At 67.7% G+C, this 13,832-nt stretch carries 14 protein-coding genes and 1 pseudogene; 10 read left to right on the forward strand and 5 right to left on the reverse strand.

The features are described 5' to 3' along the window. Positions 1-209: 209 nt before the first annotated feature. Both OOT08_RS14465 and OOT08_RS14470 read right to left on the reverse strand, forming a co-directional pair. A complete protein-coding gene (locus OOT08_RS14465; RefSeq protein ID WP_325093488.1) occupies positions 210-416 on the reverse strand; it encodes a hypothetical protein in 207 nt (68 codons plus the stop codon). 27 nt (positions 417-443) lie between these two features. Then, positions 444-1,286 (reverse strand): sugar phosphate isomerase/epimerase family protein, encoded by an 843-nt coding sequence (locus OOT08_RS14470; protein ID WP_325093489.1) that lies wholly within the window; start codon positions 1,284-1,286, stop codon positions 444-446. Between the two features lie 107 nt (positions 1,287-1,393). On the opposite strand from OOT08_RS14470, the gene OOT08_RS14475 reads away from it, so the two are divergent. From OOT08_RS14475 to OOT08_RS14510, 8 genes are all read left to right on the forward strand, one after another. Next, positions 1,394-1,627 (forward strand): hypothetical protein, encoded by a 234-nt coding sequence (locus tag OOT08_RS14475; protein ID WP_325093490.1) that lies wholly within the window; start codon positions 1,394-1,396, stop codon positions 1,625-1,627. 109 nt (positions 1,628-1,736) lie between these two features. Further along, positions 1,737-3,431, forward strand: coding sequence for a dihydroxy-acid dehydratase (gene ilvD / locus OOT08_RS14480; RefSeq protein WP_325093491.1), 1,695 nt, complete (start codon positions 1,737-1,739; stop codon positions 3,429-3,431). 45 nt (positions 3,432-3,476) lie between these two features. Continuing rightward, complete coding sequence (locus OOT08_RS14485; protein ID WP_325093492.1) at positions 3,477-5,285, forward strand: acetolactate synthase large subunit; 1,809 nt, start codon at positions 3,477-3,479, stop codon at positions 5,283-5,285. Between the two features lie 2 nt (positions 5,286-5,287). Then, complete coding sequence (gene ilvN, locus OOT08_RS14490) at positions 5,288-5,800, forward strand: acetolactate synthase small subunit (RefSeq protein ID WP_325093493.1); 513 nt, start codon at positions 5,288-5,290, stop codon at positions 5,798-5,800. A gap of 59 nt (positions 5,801-5,859) precedes the next feature. Then, positions 5,860-6,885, forward strand: coding sequence for a ketol-acid reductoisomerase (gene ilvC / locus OOT08_RS14495; protein ID WP_325093494.1), 1,026 nt, complete (start codon positions 5,860-5,862; stop codon positions 6,883-6,885). A gap of 177 nt (positions 6,886-7,062) precedes the next feature. Next, positions 7,063-8,136 (forward strand): agmatine deiminase family protein, encoded by a 1,074-nt coding sequence (locus OOT08_RS14500; protein ID WP_325093495.1) that lies wholly within the window; start codon positions 7,063-7,065, stop codon positions 8,134-8,136. 188 nt (positions 8,137-8,324) lie between these two features. Then, complete coding sequence (locus OOT08_RS14505) at positions 8,325-8,957, forward strand: DUF4166 domain-containing protein (protein ID WP_325093496.1); 633 nt, start codon at positions 8,325-8,327, stop codon at positions 8,955-8,957. A 147-nt stretch (positions 8,958-9,104) separates the two neighbouring features. Further along, entirely contained in the window at positions 9,105-10,229 is a 1,125-nt protein-coding gene (locus OOT08_RS14510) for a hypothetical protein (protein WP_325093497.1), read from the forward strand. Here the strand turns inward: OOT08_RS14510 and OOT08_RS14515 are convergent. From OOT08_RS14515 to OOT08_RS14525, 3 genes are all read right to left on the reverse strand, one after another. Continuing rightward, entirely contained in the window at positions 10,226-11,341 is a 1,116-nt protein-coding gene (locus tag OOT08_RS14515) for a C45 family peptidase (protein WP_325093498.1), read from the reverse strand. The two genes, OOT08_RS14510 and OOT08_RS14515, sit on opposite strands and share 4 nt — an antisense overlap. An 81-nt stretch (positions 11,342-11,422) precedes the next feature. Then, positions 11,423-12,142, reverse strand: a complete 720-nt coding sequence (locus OOT08_RS14520) for a hypothetical protein (protein ID WP_325093499.1) — start codon at positions 12,140-12,142, stop codon at positions 11,423-11,425. A gap of 17 nt (positions 12,143-12,159) precedes the next feature. Beyond that, positions 12,160-12,861 (reverse strand): DUF5058 family protein, encoded by a 702-nt coding sequence (locus OOT08_RS14525; protein ID WP_325093500.1) that lies wholly within the window; start codon positions 12,859-12,861, stop codon positions 12,160-12,162. Between the two features lie 189 nt (positions 12,862-13,050). Here OOT08_RS14525 and OOT08_RS14530 point away from each other — a divergent pair, with 189 nt between their 5' ends. Then, positions 13,051-13,500 carry a hypothetical protein gene (locus tag OOT08_RS14530; RefSeq protein WP_325093501.1) on the forward strand — a complete coding sequence of 150 codons (450 nt, stop codon included), beginning with the start codon at positions 13,051-13,053 and terminating at the stop codon, positions 13,498-13,500. Beyond that, a pseudogene (locus OOT08_RS14535) lies at positions 13,500-13,832 on the forward strand (hypothetical protein); the annotation flags it as partial. The gene OOT08_RS14530 and the pseudogene OOT08_RS14535, both read left to right, overlap by 1 nt.

Genomic DNA, 13,832 nt, shown 5'->3' on the forward strand with positions numbered 1-13,832 from the left:
GTCTCCTTGCGCAGGATCCGACTGACGCGGGCGGCCTCGCGGTGGTTGACCAGGCGCAGAATTCTGCGCGTTCGGCTCTTGTCCTGTTGTGCCATGAGTGGCCTTTCGTCCGGGGTCGGGAATGAACCGCCGACCAGACTTCCCGGCACACCAAGCCTTTACTGTAGCGGACCGAAGGGCCCGCGGGGAAGGCTTCGAAGAAACTCGCGCTAGCGGTCGATCTCCGCCTGGTACTGCTCGTCCTCCTGCGCCTTTGCCACCCCGGCGATCGCGAGCACCAGCCCGAGCATCCAGCTGCCCCAGACGAGGTAGCGACGCCAGTCGTTCGGCATGTTGCGGGTTTGCTTGGACACGCTCAGGACGCCCATGAGGGCGCCGAGGACACCGAAGTTGGTGAGGTACTTCCCAATCGACATGCGGGGCTCCGTTCTTTTGGGTGTAGCTTAGCGATCCCCGGCGAGCGCGGAGCGGAAACGCTTCCAGCGGCCCTTGGGCTGCACCGCGGTGTGCTCGCGGGCAAAGGCGAGCGTCTCGCGGAGCATCCGTACCCGGGTGGGGGAATCCTTGGCCTTGCGGGTGTTCACCTCGGCAACGATGCTGCCGGACCAGCCGGAGTCGGCGAGGCCGCGCAGCACCTCGGCCACGGGCTGGGTGCCCCGGCCGGGCAGGAGGTGCTCGTCGAACACGGTGCCGTCCTCCAGCGAGGTGGTGCCGTCGCAGAGGTGGACGTGGTGCAGGCGGTCGCCCACCGCGGCCACAATGTCGCGGGCGTCCTGGCCGGACAGGGCGGCGTGTGAGAAGTCGAGCGTGACCGCGTCGCAGTCGAAGGCCGTCACGTCCCAGCCGGGCAGGTAGGCTTCGACGCTCTTGCCGCTCAGCGCCCAGGGGAACATGTTCTCGACGCCGATGGTGACGCCGGTGTCCGCGGTGATCTCGCGCACGATCTGCATGAAGCGGGTTGAGTAGTCCTTCTGCCAGCGGAAGGGCGGGTGCACCACGACGGAGGACGCGCCGACGGAGGCGGCGAGCTCGGCCGAGCGCTGCAGCTTCGTGCGCGGGTCGGTGCCCCAGACGAAGTGGGTGAGCAGGAGGACGGGGGCGTGGATCGACAGGATCGGGACGCCGTAGAGCTCGGAGAGGTGCCGGAGGGCCTCCGGATCCTGGGTGCGCTTGTCGCGCGTGACCATCACCTCGACGCCGTCGTAGCCGATGCTCGCGGCGAGCGCGAACGTCTGCTCGAGGGGGAGTGGGTACACGCTCGAGGTACTGAGTCCGATCTGTATCATCGGGGCCGAGCCTAGTCCTCCCGGCTGAGCGCGGCCCGTATCTTTGGGATACGCTAGGGAGAGCATCAGGGATACAGCATTTAGCAAAGGTAAAGGCGGAAGCAGTTATGGCGGCTCAGGAGAACAACGACATGATTTTCGAGGAGAGCTCCCGCGGGGGTGTCTCGGCGCTGACCATCGTCTTCACGGTGCTGTCCTTCGTGCTCGTCTTCGGCGGCATGGTCCTCGGCAGCTACGGCTTCGGCCACGAGTACGCCTGGGAGCTCTTCGCCGGCGGCCTGATCGCGACCTGCGTCGGACTCATCCTGCCGCTGTGGGTGCTCCCCAACATCGAGAAGTAAGGGCGTCACGACGCCAGAACACAGCCCCGCGGCCCCGGCCGCGGGGCTTTTTCGCGTTTGCGCCCTGGCGGTGTCCCGCAAGGTATACCAACGGGGATAGACTGGCGCCATGCCTGAATTTGACATGAAGCCGCGCAGTCGCGACGTAACCGATGGAATCGAGGCCACCACGAGCCGGGGCATGCTCCGAGCCGTCGGCATGGGTGACGAGGACTGGGCCAAGCCCCAGATCGGCATCGCGTCCTCCTGGAACGAGATCACCCCCTGCAACCTGTCCCTGGACCGGCTCGCGCAGGGCGCGAAGGAGGGCGTGCACTCCGGCGGGGGCTACCCGCTGCAGTTCGGCACCATTTCCGTCTCCGACGGGATCTCGATGGGCCACGAGGGCATGCACTTCTCGCTCGTCTCCCGCGAGGTCATCGCGGACTCCGTCGAGACCGTCGTGATGGCCGAGCGCCTCGACGGCACCGTCCTTCTCGCGGGCTGCGACAAGTCGCTGCCCGGGATGCTCATGGCCGCGGCCCGCCTCGACCTCGCGAGCGTCTTCCTCTACGCCGGGTCGATCGCCCCCGGCTGGGTCAAGCTCAGCGACGGCACCGAGAAGGAGGTCACGATCATCGACTCCTTCGAGGCCGTCGGGGCCTGCAAGGCGGGCACCATGTCCGAGGAGGACCTGAAGCGCATCGAGTGCGCGATCGCGCCCGGCGAGGGTGCCTGCGGCGGCATGTACACCGCGAACACGATGGCCTCGGTCGCCGAGGCGCTCGGCATGAGCCTGCCCGGCTCCGCCGCCCCGCCCTCCGCGGACCGTCGCCGCGACTACTTCGCGCACCGCTCCGGCGAGGCCGTGGTCAACATGCTGAAGCTCGGCATCACCGCCCGCGACATTCTCACGAAGAAGGCCTTCGAGAACGCCATTGCCGTGGCGATGGCCTTCGGCGGCTCCACGAACGTGGTGCTGCACCTGCTGGCGATCGCCCGCGAGGCCGAGGTCGATCTGACCCTCGCCGACTTCAACCGGATCGGCGACAAGGTCCCGCACATCGGCGACCTCAAGCCCTTCGGGAAGTACGTCATGAACGACGTGGACCGGCACGGCGGGGTCCCCGTCGTCATGAAGGCGCTGCTCGACGCGGGCCTGCTACACGGTGACTGCATGACCGTGACCGGCAAGACCGTCGCCGAGAACCTCGCCGACCTGAACCCGGACCCGCTCGACGGCGAAGTCATCCGCACCCTCGATAACCCGATCCACGCGACCGGCGGGCTGACCGTGCTCGAGGGCACGCTGGCCCCCGAGGGCGCCGTCGTGAAGACCGCGGGCTTCGACGCCGAGGTCTTCGAGGGCCCGGCGCGCGTGTACGAGCGCGAGCGCGGCGCGATGGACGCCCTCACCGAGGGCAAGATCCAAAAGGGCGACATCGTCGTCATTCGATACGAGGGCCCGAAGGGCGGACCGGGCATGCGCGAGATGCTCGCGATCACCGCGGCCATCAAGGGTGCGGGGCTCGGAAAAGATGTACTACTATTAACGGACGGACGATTCTCAGGCGGCACAACCGGCCTGTGTATCGGACACATTGCGCCGGAGGCGGTGGACGGTGGTCCAATTGCCCTGGTTCGTGACGGTGACCTGATCCGGGTTGACATCGCGGCTCGCACGCTCGACTTACTTGTCGACCCTGCTGAGCTCGACGCCCGCCGAGACGGCTGGGCCCCTCTTCCCCCTCGGTACACGCGCGGCGTGCTGGCGAAGTACGCCAAGCTCGTGCACTCCGCGTCTGAGGGCGCCATCACCGGATAGCGCCCCGCGCCTATCGAGTCAGACTCTCACTCAAGAAAGCACAGCATGACACCGGATAATTTTCCCGTCGTCCCCACGCCGAGTGCGCCCGCGCGCTCGCGTAGTGAACGAATGACCGGGGCTCAGGCCGTGGTCCGCAGCTTGGAAGAGCTCGGGGTGACCGATGTCTTCGGCCTCCCGGGCGGCGCCATCCTGCCCGTGTACGACCCGCTGATGGACAGCAAGAAACTGCGTCACATCCTGGTCCGGCACGAGCAGGGCGCGGGCCACGCGGCCGAGGGCTACGCCTCGTCGACCGGCAAGGTCGGCGTGTGCATCGCCACCTCCGGTCCCGGCGCGACGAACCTGGTCACCGCCATCGCGGACGCCTACATGGACTCCGTGCCGATGCTCGCGATCACCGGCCAGGTGTTCTCCACGCTCATGGGCACGGACGCGTTCCAGGAGGCCGACATCATCGGCATCACGATGCCGATCACGAAGCACTCCATCCTCTGCAAGACCGCCGAGGAGATCCCGGCGGCCCTCGCGGCGGCGTACCACATCGCCTCCACGGGCCGCCCCGGGCCCGTGCTCGTGGACATCACGAAGGACGCGCAGCAGGCGGAGTTCGACTTCACCTGGAACCCGAAGATCGACCTGCCCGGCTACCGCCCCATCACGAAGGCGAACAGCAAGCAGATCCAGGCGGCGGCCGAGCTGATCGCCGAGGCCAAGCGCCCCGTCTTCTACGTCGGCGGCGGCGTCGTGCGCGCCCGCGCGGCCGAGGAGCTCAAGCAGCTCGTCGAGGCGACCGGGGCCCCCGTGGTCACGACGCTCATGGCGCGCGGCGTGTTCCCCGACTCGCACGAGCAGAATCTCGGCATGCCGGGCATGCACGGCACCGTTCCCGCGGTGCTCGCGCTGCAGGAGGCCGACCTGCTCATCGCCCTCGGTACCCGCTTCGACGACCGCGTGACGGGGAAGGCGGAGCTGTTCGCCCCCGACGCGAAGGTCATCCACGCGGACATCGACCCGGCCGAGATCTCGAAGATTCGCACCGCGGACGTGCCGATCGTGGGCGACGTGCGCGACGTGATCTCCGACCTCACGAACTCCGTCACCGCGCTCCGCCGCGAGGACGCGATGCAGGACACGACCGAGTGGTGGGTGCGGCTCAACGAGCTGCGCGCGGAGTACCCCCTTGGCTTCACCCCGCCCACCGACGGGCTGCTCTCCCCGCAGCACGTCATCAGCCGCATCGGCGAGCTGACCGGGCCGGAGGGCATCTACGCCGCGGGCGTCGGCCAGCACCAGATGTGGGCCGCGCAGTTCATCAAGTACGAGCGTCCGAACGCCTGGCTGAACTCCGGCGGCGCGGGCACGATGGGCTACTCGGTCCCCGCCGCGATGGGCGCGAAGGTCGGCGAGCCGGACCGCGTGGTCTGGTCGATCGACGGCGACGGCTGCTTCCAGATGACGAACCAGGAGCTGGCCACCTGCGTCATCAACGACATCCCGATCAAGGTCGCGATCATCAACAACTCCTCGCTCGGCATGGTGAAGCAGTGGCAGACGCTGTTCTATGACAAGCGCTACTCGAACACCGAGCTGAACACCGGGCACGGCTCCGCGCGCGTTCCCGACTTCGTGAAGCTCGGGGAGGCCTACGGGTGCCTCGCGATTCGCGTCGAGAAAGAGGACGAGATCGACGCCGCCATCACGCTTGCGCTGGAGACGAACGACCGCCCGGTCGTCATCGACTTTGTCGTGAGCGCCGAGTCGATGGTGTGGCCGATGGTGCCCCAGGGGGTCTCGAACAGCGAGGTCCAGTACGCCAGAGAACACAGCCCCGAGTGGCTGGAGGAGGACTGATCATGAGCACCCGTCACGTGCTGAGCCTCCTCGTGGAGGACAAGCCGGGTCTGCTGACCCGCGTCGCCGGGCTGTTCGCCCGCCGCGGCTTCAACATTGACTCCCTGGCCGTTGGCCGGACCGAGATCCCCGGCCTGAGCCGGATCACGGCCGTCGTCGACGTCGAGGACCTTCCCCTGGAGCAGGTCACGAAGCAGCTCAACAAGCTGGTCAACGTGATCAAGATCGTGGAGCTCGAGCCCGCACAGTCCGTGCAGCGCGAGCACCTGCTGATCAAGGTCCGGGTCGATCACGTCACCCGCACCCAGGTGCTCGAGGCCGTCACCCTGTTCCGCGCCCGCGTCGTCGACGTGGTCACGGACGCCCTCGTGATCGAGGTCACGGGCGACACCGGGAAGACGGAGGCCTTCCTGCGCCTCCTGGAGCCCTTCGGGATCAAGGAAATCGCCCGCTCCGGCATGCTTGCCATCGGACGCGGTTCGAAGTCCATCACCGAGCGCGTCTTCAAGAACTAATCCAAACTCATTTCCATGCCCCGCTTGGCGGGGTGCACACAATCACCAAGGAGATACCCGTGTCAGAGATCATGTACGACGACAACGCAGACCTGTCGATCATCCAGGGCAAGAAGGTCGCGGTCATCGGCTACGGCTCGCAGGGTCACGCCCACGCCATGAACCTCCGCGACTCCGGCGTCGAGGTTGTCATCGGGCTCAAGGACGGCTCGAAGTCGATCCAGAAGGCCGAGGAGGCCGGCTTCACCGTCAAGAACGTCGCCGACGCCGCTGAGTGGGCCGACCTCATCATGATCCTCGCGCCGGACCAGCACCAGCGCGCGATCTTCGCCGACTCCGTCAAGGACAAGCTGACCGCGGGCAAGACCCTTGCCTTCGCGCACGGCTTCAACATCCGCTTCGGTTACATCGAGGTCCCCGAGGGCGTTGACGTCATCCTCATCGCCCCGAAGGCCCCCGGCCACACCGTGCGTCGCGAGTTCGTCGCCGGCCGCGGCATCCCGGACATCATCGCGGTCGAGGCCGACGCCTCCGGCACCGCCTGGGACACCGCGCTGTCCTACGCGAAGGCCATCGGCGGCACCCGTGCCGGCGTCATCAAGACGACCTTCACCGAGGAGACCGAGACCGACCTGTTCGGCGAGCAGGCCGTGCTCTGCGGCGGAACCTCGCAGCTCGTCCAGTACGGCTTCGAGGTGCTCACCGAGGCCGGCTACCAGCCCGAGATCGCCTACTTCGAGGTGCTCCACGAGCTCAAGCTGATCGTGGACCTGATGTGGGAGGGCGGCATCGCCAAGCAGCGCTGGTCCGTCTCGGACACGGCCGAGTTCGGCGACTACGTCTCCGGCCCCCGCGTCATCACCCCCGAGGTGAAGGAGAACATGAAGGCCGTGCTCGCCGACGTGCAGAGCGGTGCCTTCGCCAAGCGCTTCATCGAGGACATGGACAACGGCGGCGTCGAGTTCCAGGAGCTGCGTGCCAAGGGTGAGGCTCACCCGATCGAGGTCACGGGCCGCGAGCTGCGCTCGCTGTTCGCCTGGAAGCAGCAGGACGAGGACTACGTGGACGGCTCCGCCGCCCGCTAGTCGGCAACCGACACACGAATCGCCGCCTTTCTCCTACCGGAGGGAGGCGGCGATTCGCAGTTTCCGAGGTTCGATCGCCGGGTGCAGGCGAGATCTCAGAGAAATCCTGGGTCGATCCTGGACACTGGGAGGATGAGCTCCTCTCGACGTACCTTTCTCGCCCTGACCGGGAGCGGTTTGGCGCTCGGCGCTTTGGCCGCCTGCGCCCGCCAGCGTCCCGCTTCGGAGCGTGCTCCGTCGGCGGAACACGAGGGACCGTCCCTTGGGGTGATGCCAGACGAGGGTGCTCCGCATACCGCCACGTGGATGTCCTTCGGCGTGCGTGATGAGATCTGGACCGCCGAACTCGCCGAGGGTGCGCGGGAAGCCCTATTGCTGATCGCAGCGACTATCGCCCGGTACGAGCCCGTGCGCGCGCTCGTGAACCCGGGGGAGGGCTTCACGCCGATTGCCAACGTCGAATACGTGACGCATCCGATCGATGACCTGTGGATTCGCGATACCGGGCCCACCTTCATCAGGACGGGCACAGGAACGCTGGGCGTTGATTTCAACTTCAACGGCTGGGGCAATCGGCAGGAGCACGCCGCGGATGCGGCGGTCGCAGCGGGGGTGTGCGACCTCGTGGGAAGCGATCGGGTGGACACCGAACTCGTGCTCGAGGGCGGGGCTCTCGAAATCGACGGTGAGGGCACCGCGATCATCACGGAGAGCTGCGTGCTGAACGACAACCGGAACCCGGGGTGGAGCAAGGCCGACGTTGAGGCGGAACTCTGGCGCACCCTCGGTATTGAACGGGTGATCTGGCTGCCCGGGATTCGCGGCCGCGACATCACCGATGGGCACACCGACTTTTACGCTCGTTTTGCGAGCCCTGGCGTTGTCGTGGCCGGACGCGACGACGACTCGAAGAGCTTCGATTATGCCGTCACGCGCGAGCATCTCAGGATTCTGAAGCGTGCCACCGATGCTCGTGGCCGCCGACTGAAGGTACACGTGCTCCCCGCACCCGAAACGATCCGGGAGGAGTGGGAGTCCGATGAATTCGCGGCTGGCTACATCAATTTTTATGTCTGTAACGGTGCGGTCATCGCTCCGGAGTTTGGTGACCCTCGGGCTGACGAGCACGCGCGGAAGACGCTGGCGGAGTTGTACCCTGACCGGGAGATCGTGCAACTCAACATTGACCCCATCGCGGCTGGGGGCGGCGGGATCCACTGCGCGACCCAGCAGCAGCCGGCGGCCGGGTAAGGGCCCTCCCGGCACCCGGGATCGTGACACGCCGCTCGCGCGGGGATGGCTCTGCCACCCTCGCCGGGCGGCGTTTCGCCGTTCCGGGGCGGCACACCTGCCATGCTGGGGGCATGCCAGCACCCCGCGGGACCGAAGCTTCCGAGCCAGTCGAGCCAGCCGAGCCGTCAGCGCGCGCCGAGGCCGGCGTGAGCCCGGTGTCGTCCGTGTACGCCTGGGCGCTCGGCGCGGAGGCGGCACGCCTCTCGCCCGAGGTCCGCGAATACGCGCTCGGGGCGGACCCGGTGACCCGCGCCGCGGGCGCGGGCAGCGGCGTCTTCGCCGTCGCGGGGTCGAAACACCGCGCGCTCAGCCGCCTCCTCCGCCCCGTCGTCGGGCCCTCGCTGCTGCTCGACCGGCACGAGGCCGACGTGCCCTTCACCGTGGTGAACCAGCCGGGCGAGGACGGGCGCGGGCGGCCCACCCTCAGCGCGATCCGGATGTTCCGCTTCCGCGGGGCGACCAGATTCTTCGTCGATACCCTCTCCGCCGGGCCCCGCCCGGGCACCCTGCGCAACCGCGTCGGCGCGCGCGGGCTCGTGGAGATCCGGCTGCGCTGCACGGTCGGCCCGGGCGGCAGCCTGCGCCTCGATGGCGAGCAGAGCGCGCTGCGCCTCGGACGGCTCCGGCTGCCCCTGCCGCGCCTGCTCGGCGTGGACATCGCCGTCGAGGACGGCTGGGACGCGAGCACGGGGGAGCGCACCGTCTCCGTGCTCGGCACGAACCCGCTCCTCGGCACCGTCATCGAGTACCGGGGCCGCTTCTCCTACGCCTGGGGCTGAGCCGCGGGTCCGCCAGCGGGGACAGCTTCCCGCTGGCGTCGACCCCGAGCCACCGGGCGAGGGGTCAGCCGTGGTGTCGGGTGAGATCCCGCTGGAACCCGACACCCGTCGGCTCCCCGGCGCTCGAAGAGCGCCTACTATGCGAGGGTGCGCACATTTCTCAAGAAGCTCGGCCCCGCGGATGAGCCCGTCGGGCAGGCAATCCATATCCTCGACACCTTCGAAGCCCTGCACGGTCAAGGTGCCACGCTCTCGGAGATCGCCGCGGTTGCCGGGGCGCTCGCGCATCTCCCCGCCGGGGTAACCGATGCCCGGGGGGAGACCCTTGCCGAGTGGTACCCGCAGGACCCATACCGGCCCGCAGGAGCCCGGGGTCCTGTCCGGGAGAGCGCAACGCACAAGGAATTCGGCCCCAGGGACGAGCCGCTCGGGAATGTCTGGCTCGGGGGCGTACTCGATCGTGATCCGCTCGCCTCGCTGATCCTTGATCGTATGGCAGCGGCCGCGGAGCTCGCGCTCCTGCGGGCGGCTCCTGGGGAGATCGCCCCCGCGGGGCGGGTCTCCGAGTCTGAAGCCAAGCTCCGAATCCTGTTCGGTCCGGGGGCCACCAGCGAGCAACGCCGTACCGCGGCTTTCGGCCTGGGGATTCACCCGGATAGCCGGGCAGCGGTTGCTGTCTGCGCTGACCCCGACGCCGCCGTTGCTCGCTTTGCGAAGCTCCGTGGGCGAGCGGTCACGGTTCTTGACGGTCACGCCCACGTTTTGCTCACCGAAGCAGATGATGAATCCCGGGCGGTGCTCGCGGAGACGGCCTCCCGCGTGGGCATCGGACGGTGGCTGCCGATCGAGCGCCTTCCCGAGTCAAGAATCGGGGCGGAACGCGCGCTCGGTTTCACCGACCCCTCCGGGCTGGGGCGCGAGCACTACAGCGCTGAGGGGTTGGGCGGCCTGATCCACCTGGCGGAGCTACCGACCTCCGTGCTGCTCGCAGACCCGGATATCACTGCGGTTGGGCGGATCGGGGCGAGCGCACAGGGGGCTCAGGCATTGGCCGTCCTCGAGGAAGCGGTCTGGGAGCGAAGCCTGCGTGCGGTCGCCGTCCGGGTGAACTTCCACCACAGTTCCGTCGCTGCCCGGGTGAAGCGGTTCGAGGAAGAGCTCGGGCTGAGCCTCGCCGAACCCGCAGGACGGCTTCGCGCGCAGACCGGCATTCTCGGCTGGCGCGTGCTCAGCGGCCGCGGCGAGGAACCGGCCGCCGAGCACGCGGACTAAGACGCGAGTTCCGCGTCTGGGGCTCCCAAGATAGACAGGTCAAGCTCTCGGTGTTCGTGCAGACAGGGCTGGCCGTCAGCGAGCCACATGCGGCGGTTGCTCAGATCCATGATGCCCGAAGCAACGGTCATCGAGTTCATCGGCTTCTCGGATCCCTCGGTGACATGGGTGCACACCGATGACGGATAATCCGCGTGTGAGCGGAGCGCCCCGGTCAGTGATTCCACGCTGACCCCGGTGGTGATCCGGAGATCACGCTCGATACTCTGCAAGCGGATCAGGGTGTCGGTCTGCACCGGGAGGAGCACGTCCCGGTCCCGAAGCGACGGCGAGAGCAGGTGATTCGTGTGGGCCAGGTATCCGCCGGACGGGGTGAGCGGGGCGGCGGTCGCGCCCCGCCCAGGCAGGCACTCCATGTCGACCGCGAATCCGTCCGCGGATGCGATGAGGTAGTTTGCTGAGCTGGCTCGCCGGTGCGAGGACAGCAGATTCATCGCCTCCGCGAGCGTCGAGCAGTCCAGCACGCCCCGCAGGAGGAGATGGTAGGGCACCCCAGGCTGGCCGTCATCGCGGTCGGAAACGAGTGCGTTTGTCGCGAGCCCGAGTCCCGCTGAGTTCATGCCAAACTTCGCCAGGAGGCCAGCCTCGACTACCGTGACGAAGTTTGGGCGGTCCGCCTGCTCGACTTCGAGCACGACGACCGTCTCCGTCGAAAAGGGCAGCCAATCCCAGTTCTGGCCGATCAGGGTTCCTCCGCTTCTGGTCCGTTCGGGCAGCGCCGCGAAGGCACTGCACTCGCCCGCGAGCATCTGCTTCGCGAGCCCGGAGAACATGATTTCCGTGCGGCAGTTGATGGCAAGAATCTCGTCCAGGGCGAAGCCGCTCCCAGCGGCAAGCCCAGACAACTCGGCAAGGTAGCGGGGCTCGAAAGCCTCGATGGCGGGGGTGAACCCCGAGGCCACGTCGCGAGCCGCCGCCCAGTCCAGCCCGGCGTAGGCGGCGTAGACCGCCCGGTAGCTGGAGACCGTTTTGGCGATTCGGTCCTTGGCGGCAGTGCCATAGGCGAAGCCACGCTCATAGGCGGTGCCGCTGATGCGGATGCTGGGATACATTCGGAAACTCGTTTCGTTGTGAGGGGGGTGCTGGTGCGGAAGAGCGGGCCGGGGTCGCGGGTCTGGCTGACCCGCTGGGGCTCACTGCGAGGAATCGGTGCTGGCTCGGCGGTGCTTGGCGCGACCACGGAGGATCGCGGCGGTGACCGTCCCGACCACAACGATGGGGAGCGCGAATGCGGCGGCACCGGGAACGAGGGCGAGCAAGCCAAACACGACCAGGCCTCCGAGCAACAGGGCGATGCCCGTGGTGAACCAGTCGCGCAGCGCCATGAGTAGTTGCACGAGCACGGCCCCGAGAATGGCCGGCAGGATATAGCCGAAGGCGATTTCGACGCGCTCGGGCAAAATACTGACGATCCAGGTGCCAAGCACGGCCACGAACAGGACCAGGGAGGTCACGTGGATGATGACGGCTCCCGAGATCGCGGCAATAGAAACGAGCTCCGCCTTCCGCGTGCCCGGCTTCGCGTCAGTGGCCACCTGCGCGGTGATCGCCGCGGGGAGGAGCTTGTTCGAGATATTGCCGACCAGCCAGGCCTGATAGGTCCCGGCGACCCCCAGCATCGGGAAATAGGTCGCGGGCTCTACGATCCAGTTCACGGCGAAAATGGTGGTGATCGCAAACAGGGAGGTGCCGATGACGGCCCAGCCGGGAAAGAGCCCTTCGACGGTAAACAGGTAGATCGGCCCCGCGAGGGAAATGAGCAGCCCGAGCCCAATCGTGAGTCGACCCCAGCGGTTGATGCGTTGGTCAAAGAGCGCGCCTGCGGATGTCGGGGTGTGCGTGTGTGTCGTCATGAGTGTCTTCCGTTCCGTTAGGCGGCGACTGCCGCGACGAAGAGGCCAGCGAGCATTGCGATTCCGAGGGCCCACTCGCGGAGCCTGGCGAGCTGTTTTCGCTCGGCGACCACGAGCAGGAGGGCCATCACTAGCCCGGATACGACGATGACCGCGATGTTGAGGAGATTGGCCTTCGCTGAGTTCAAGACGAGATAGCTGAAGGCCGCGATGAGTGCTGCGCCGGGCACCGTCTGCATGACCCAGGGGTTCCAGGCCTGCACCTTGGCGCTCAACGTGCCCATAGACTTCGTCCCGATCAGGACCGACAGCATCCACACCGCGGCTCCGACGGCCATCGTGAAGAACACCGTGGCAAAGGCGACACCGTCGTAGCCCTCTCCACCGAGTTCAACCCCGAGCGCCCCGGAAGCCGCATTTGCTGCGGCAAGCTCGTAGGGAACGGAGCCAACCATGCCGATGCGCATGAGTACGGCGGGGGTGCCGAAGACCGGGATCAGGCCGATGGCAACAATGGCGACGGCCAGGGACGGTCCGATCGCGCTGATCGCTCCGGCCCGCATCGCCACGACCAGCTCCGATCGGGGGATCGCTTCGCTCGCGGATACCTCCCGAGCGAAACGGTAGAAGAGTACTGCCTGCACGATGATCACCGCGAAGACCGCAGCCGCGAGGAACCACAGCGCCGGCGAGTTGGCATACTGCGTGAAATCTGTCATATTTTCTCCATTGAAAGCCCCAGCTTCTGGGGACAGCTTGAGCCTAGGGAGCGGGGTCGCTTGGGGCGACGTGACGCTGTCGCGGCTTTGTGAGAAGCCACCCGCCAGGTGTCGGGTAGGTCCCGGGACGGGAGCGCGCCTCATCCGCTCCGGGCGGGGTCACAGGCGGGCGGGCGGTAACATGGGGGCATGCGGAAAAACCCCACGAGCGAGGCTCGCGAGAGCTCGCTGTCACACGGCTGGACGGTCGAAGCGGCCCCGGTCGCCGAGCCCGTCGTCCCCGAGCCCGAAACGGCGCTCACCGAGGCCGACGCGGCCGAGCGCCCCGAGGTGTCGAACGTCGCCGTGATGCTCCTCGGCGTCTTCGGCGGCCTGTTCCTGCTCTACACCTGGGCCTGGTTCACGATCGCGCAGTTTTACTCCCTCGTGAACGCGGCCTCGGTGCAGGGCAGCGGCTCCATCGGCGGAATCTTCCAGCAGATCGTCTTCTGGGTGGCCACGGTCGCCCCAGCCGCCTGGTTCCTCACCGGCATCGTGCTGACCCGCAAGAAGCCCACCTGGCAGCTCGCCGCGGTCCTCGTGCTCGGCTTGATCGTCCTCGCCCCGTTGCCCCTGCTGATCACCCCCGGAGGGAACTGATGACCCGCGCCGACGAGAGCAGCGCCGTGCAGCCCGGCACGACCGAGAACACCGACGTGCTCACCCCCGAGCAGACGGCTGCGGGTGACGCAACGCTGACCGCCGGCGTCGACCGCCCCACGACGGACGACCCGGATGCCGCGGCGCTCGATGACGCAGCCGAGGCCGCGCGCCCCGGCACCGTCAGCCGCATCGCTGGGTGGGCGCTCTTCGGCGTGCTCACCGTGTTCTTCGGCTACGCCGTCTGGGCCGCGGTCGGGAACCTGACGGGCATCCCGAAGGCGGCCGAGATGATGGGCCTCGGGGTCTCCCCGGCGGGCTGGCTCTGGCTG

This window comes from Leucobacter sp. M11, assembly GCF_035726885.1.
GTDB lineage: Bacteria > Actinomycetota > Actinomycetes > Actinomycetales > Microbacteriaceae > JAPFRB01.

Bases quoted from the DNA above. Each gene is read 5' to 3' on its own strand.
- OOT08_RS14465 (WP_325093488.1), bottom strand. From the start codon at position 416: ATGTCGATTGGGAAGTACCTCACCAACTTCGGTGTCCTCGGCGCCCTC.
- OOT08_RS14470 (WP_325093489.1), bottom strand. From the start codon at position 1,286: ATGATACAGATCGGACTCAGTACCTCGAGCGTGTACCCACTCCCCCTC.
- OOT08_RS14475 (WP_325093490.1), top strand. From the start codon at position 1,394: ATGGCGGCTCAGGAGAACAACGACATGATTTTCGAGGAGAGCTCCCGC.
- ilvD (WP_325093491.1), top strand. From the start codon at position 1,737: ATGCCTGAATTTGACATGAAGCCGCGCAGTCGCGACGTAACCGATGGA.
- OOT08_RS14485 (WP_325093492.1), top strand. From the start codon at position 3,477: ATGACACCGGATAATTTTCCCGTCGTCCCCACGCCGAGTGCGCCCGCG.
- ilvN (WP_325093493.1), top strand. From the start codon at position 5,288: ATGAGCACCCGTCACGTGCTGAGCCTCCTCGTGGAGGACAAGCCGGGT.
- OOT08_RS14515 (WP_325093498.1), bottom strand. From the start codon at position 11,341: ATGTATCCCAGCATCCGCATCAGCGGCACCGCCTATGAGCGTGGCTTC.
- OOT08_RS14520 (WP_325093499.1), bottom strand. From the start codon at position 12,142: ATGACGACACACACGCACACCCCGACATCCGCAGGCGCGCTCTTTGAC.
- OOT08_RS14525 (WP_325093500.1), bottom strand. From the start codon at position 12,861: ATGACAGATTTCACGCAGTATGCCAACTCGCCGGCGCTGTGGTTCCTC.
- OOT08_RS14530 (WP_325093501.1), top strand. From the start codon at position 13,051: ATGCGGAAAAACCCCACGAGCGAGGCTCGCGAGAGCTCGCTGTCACAC.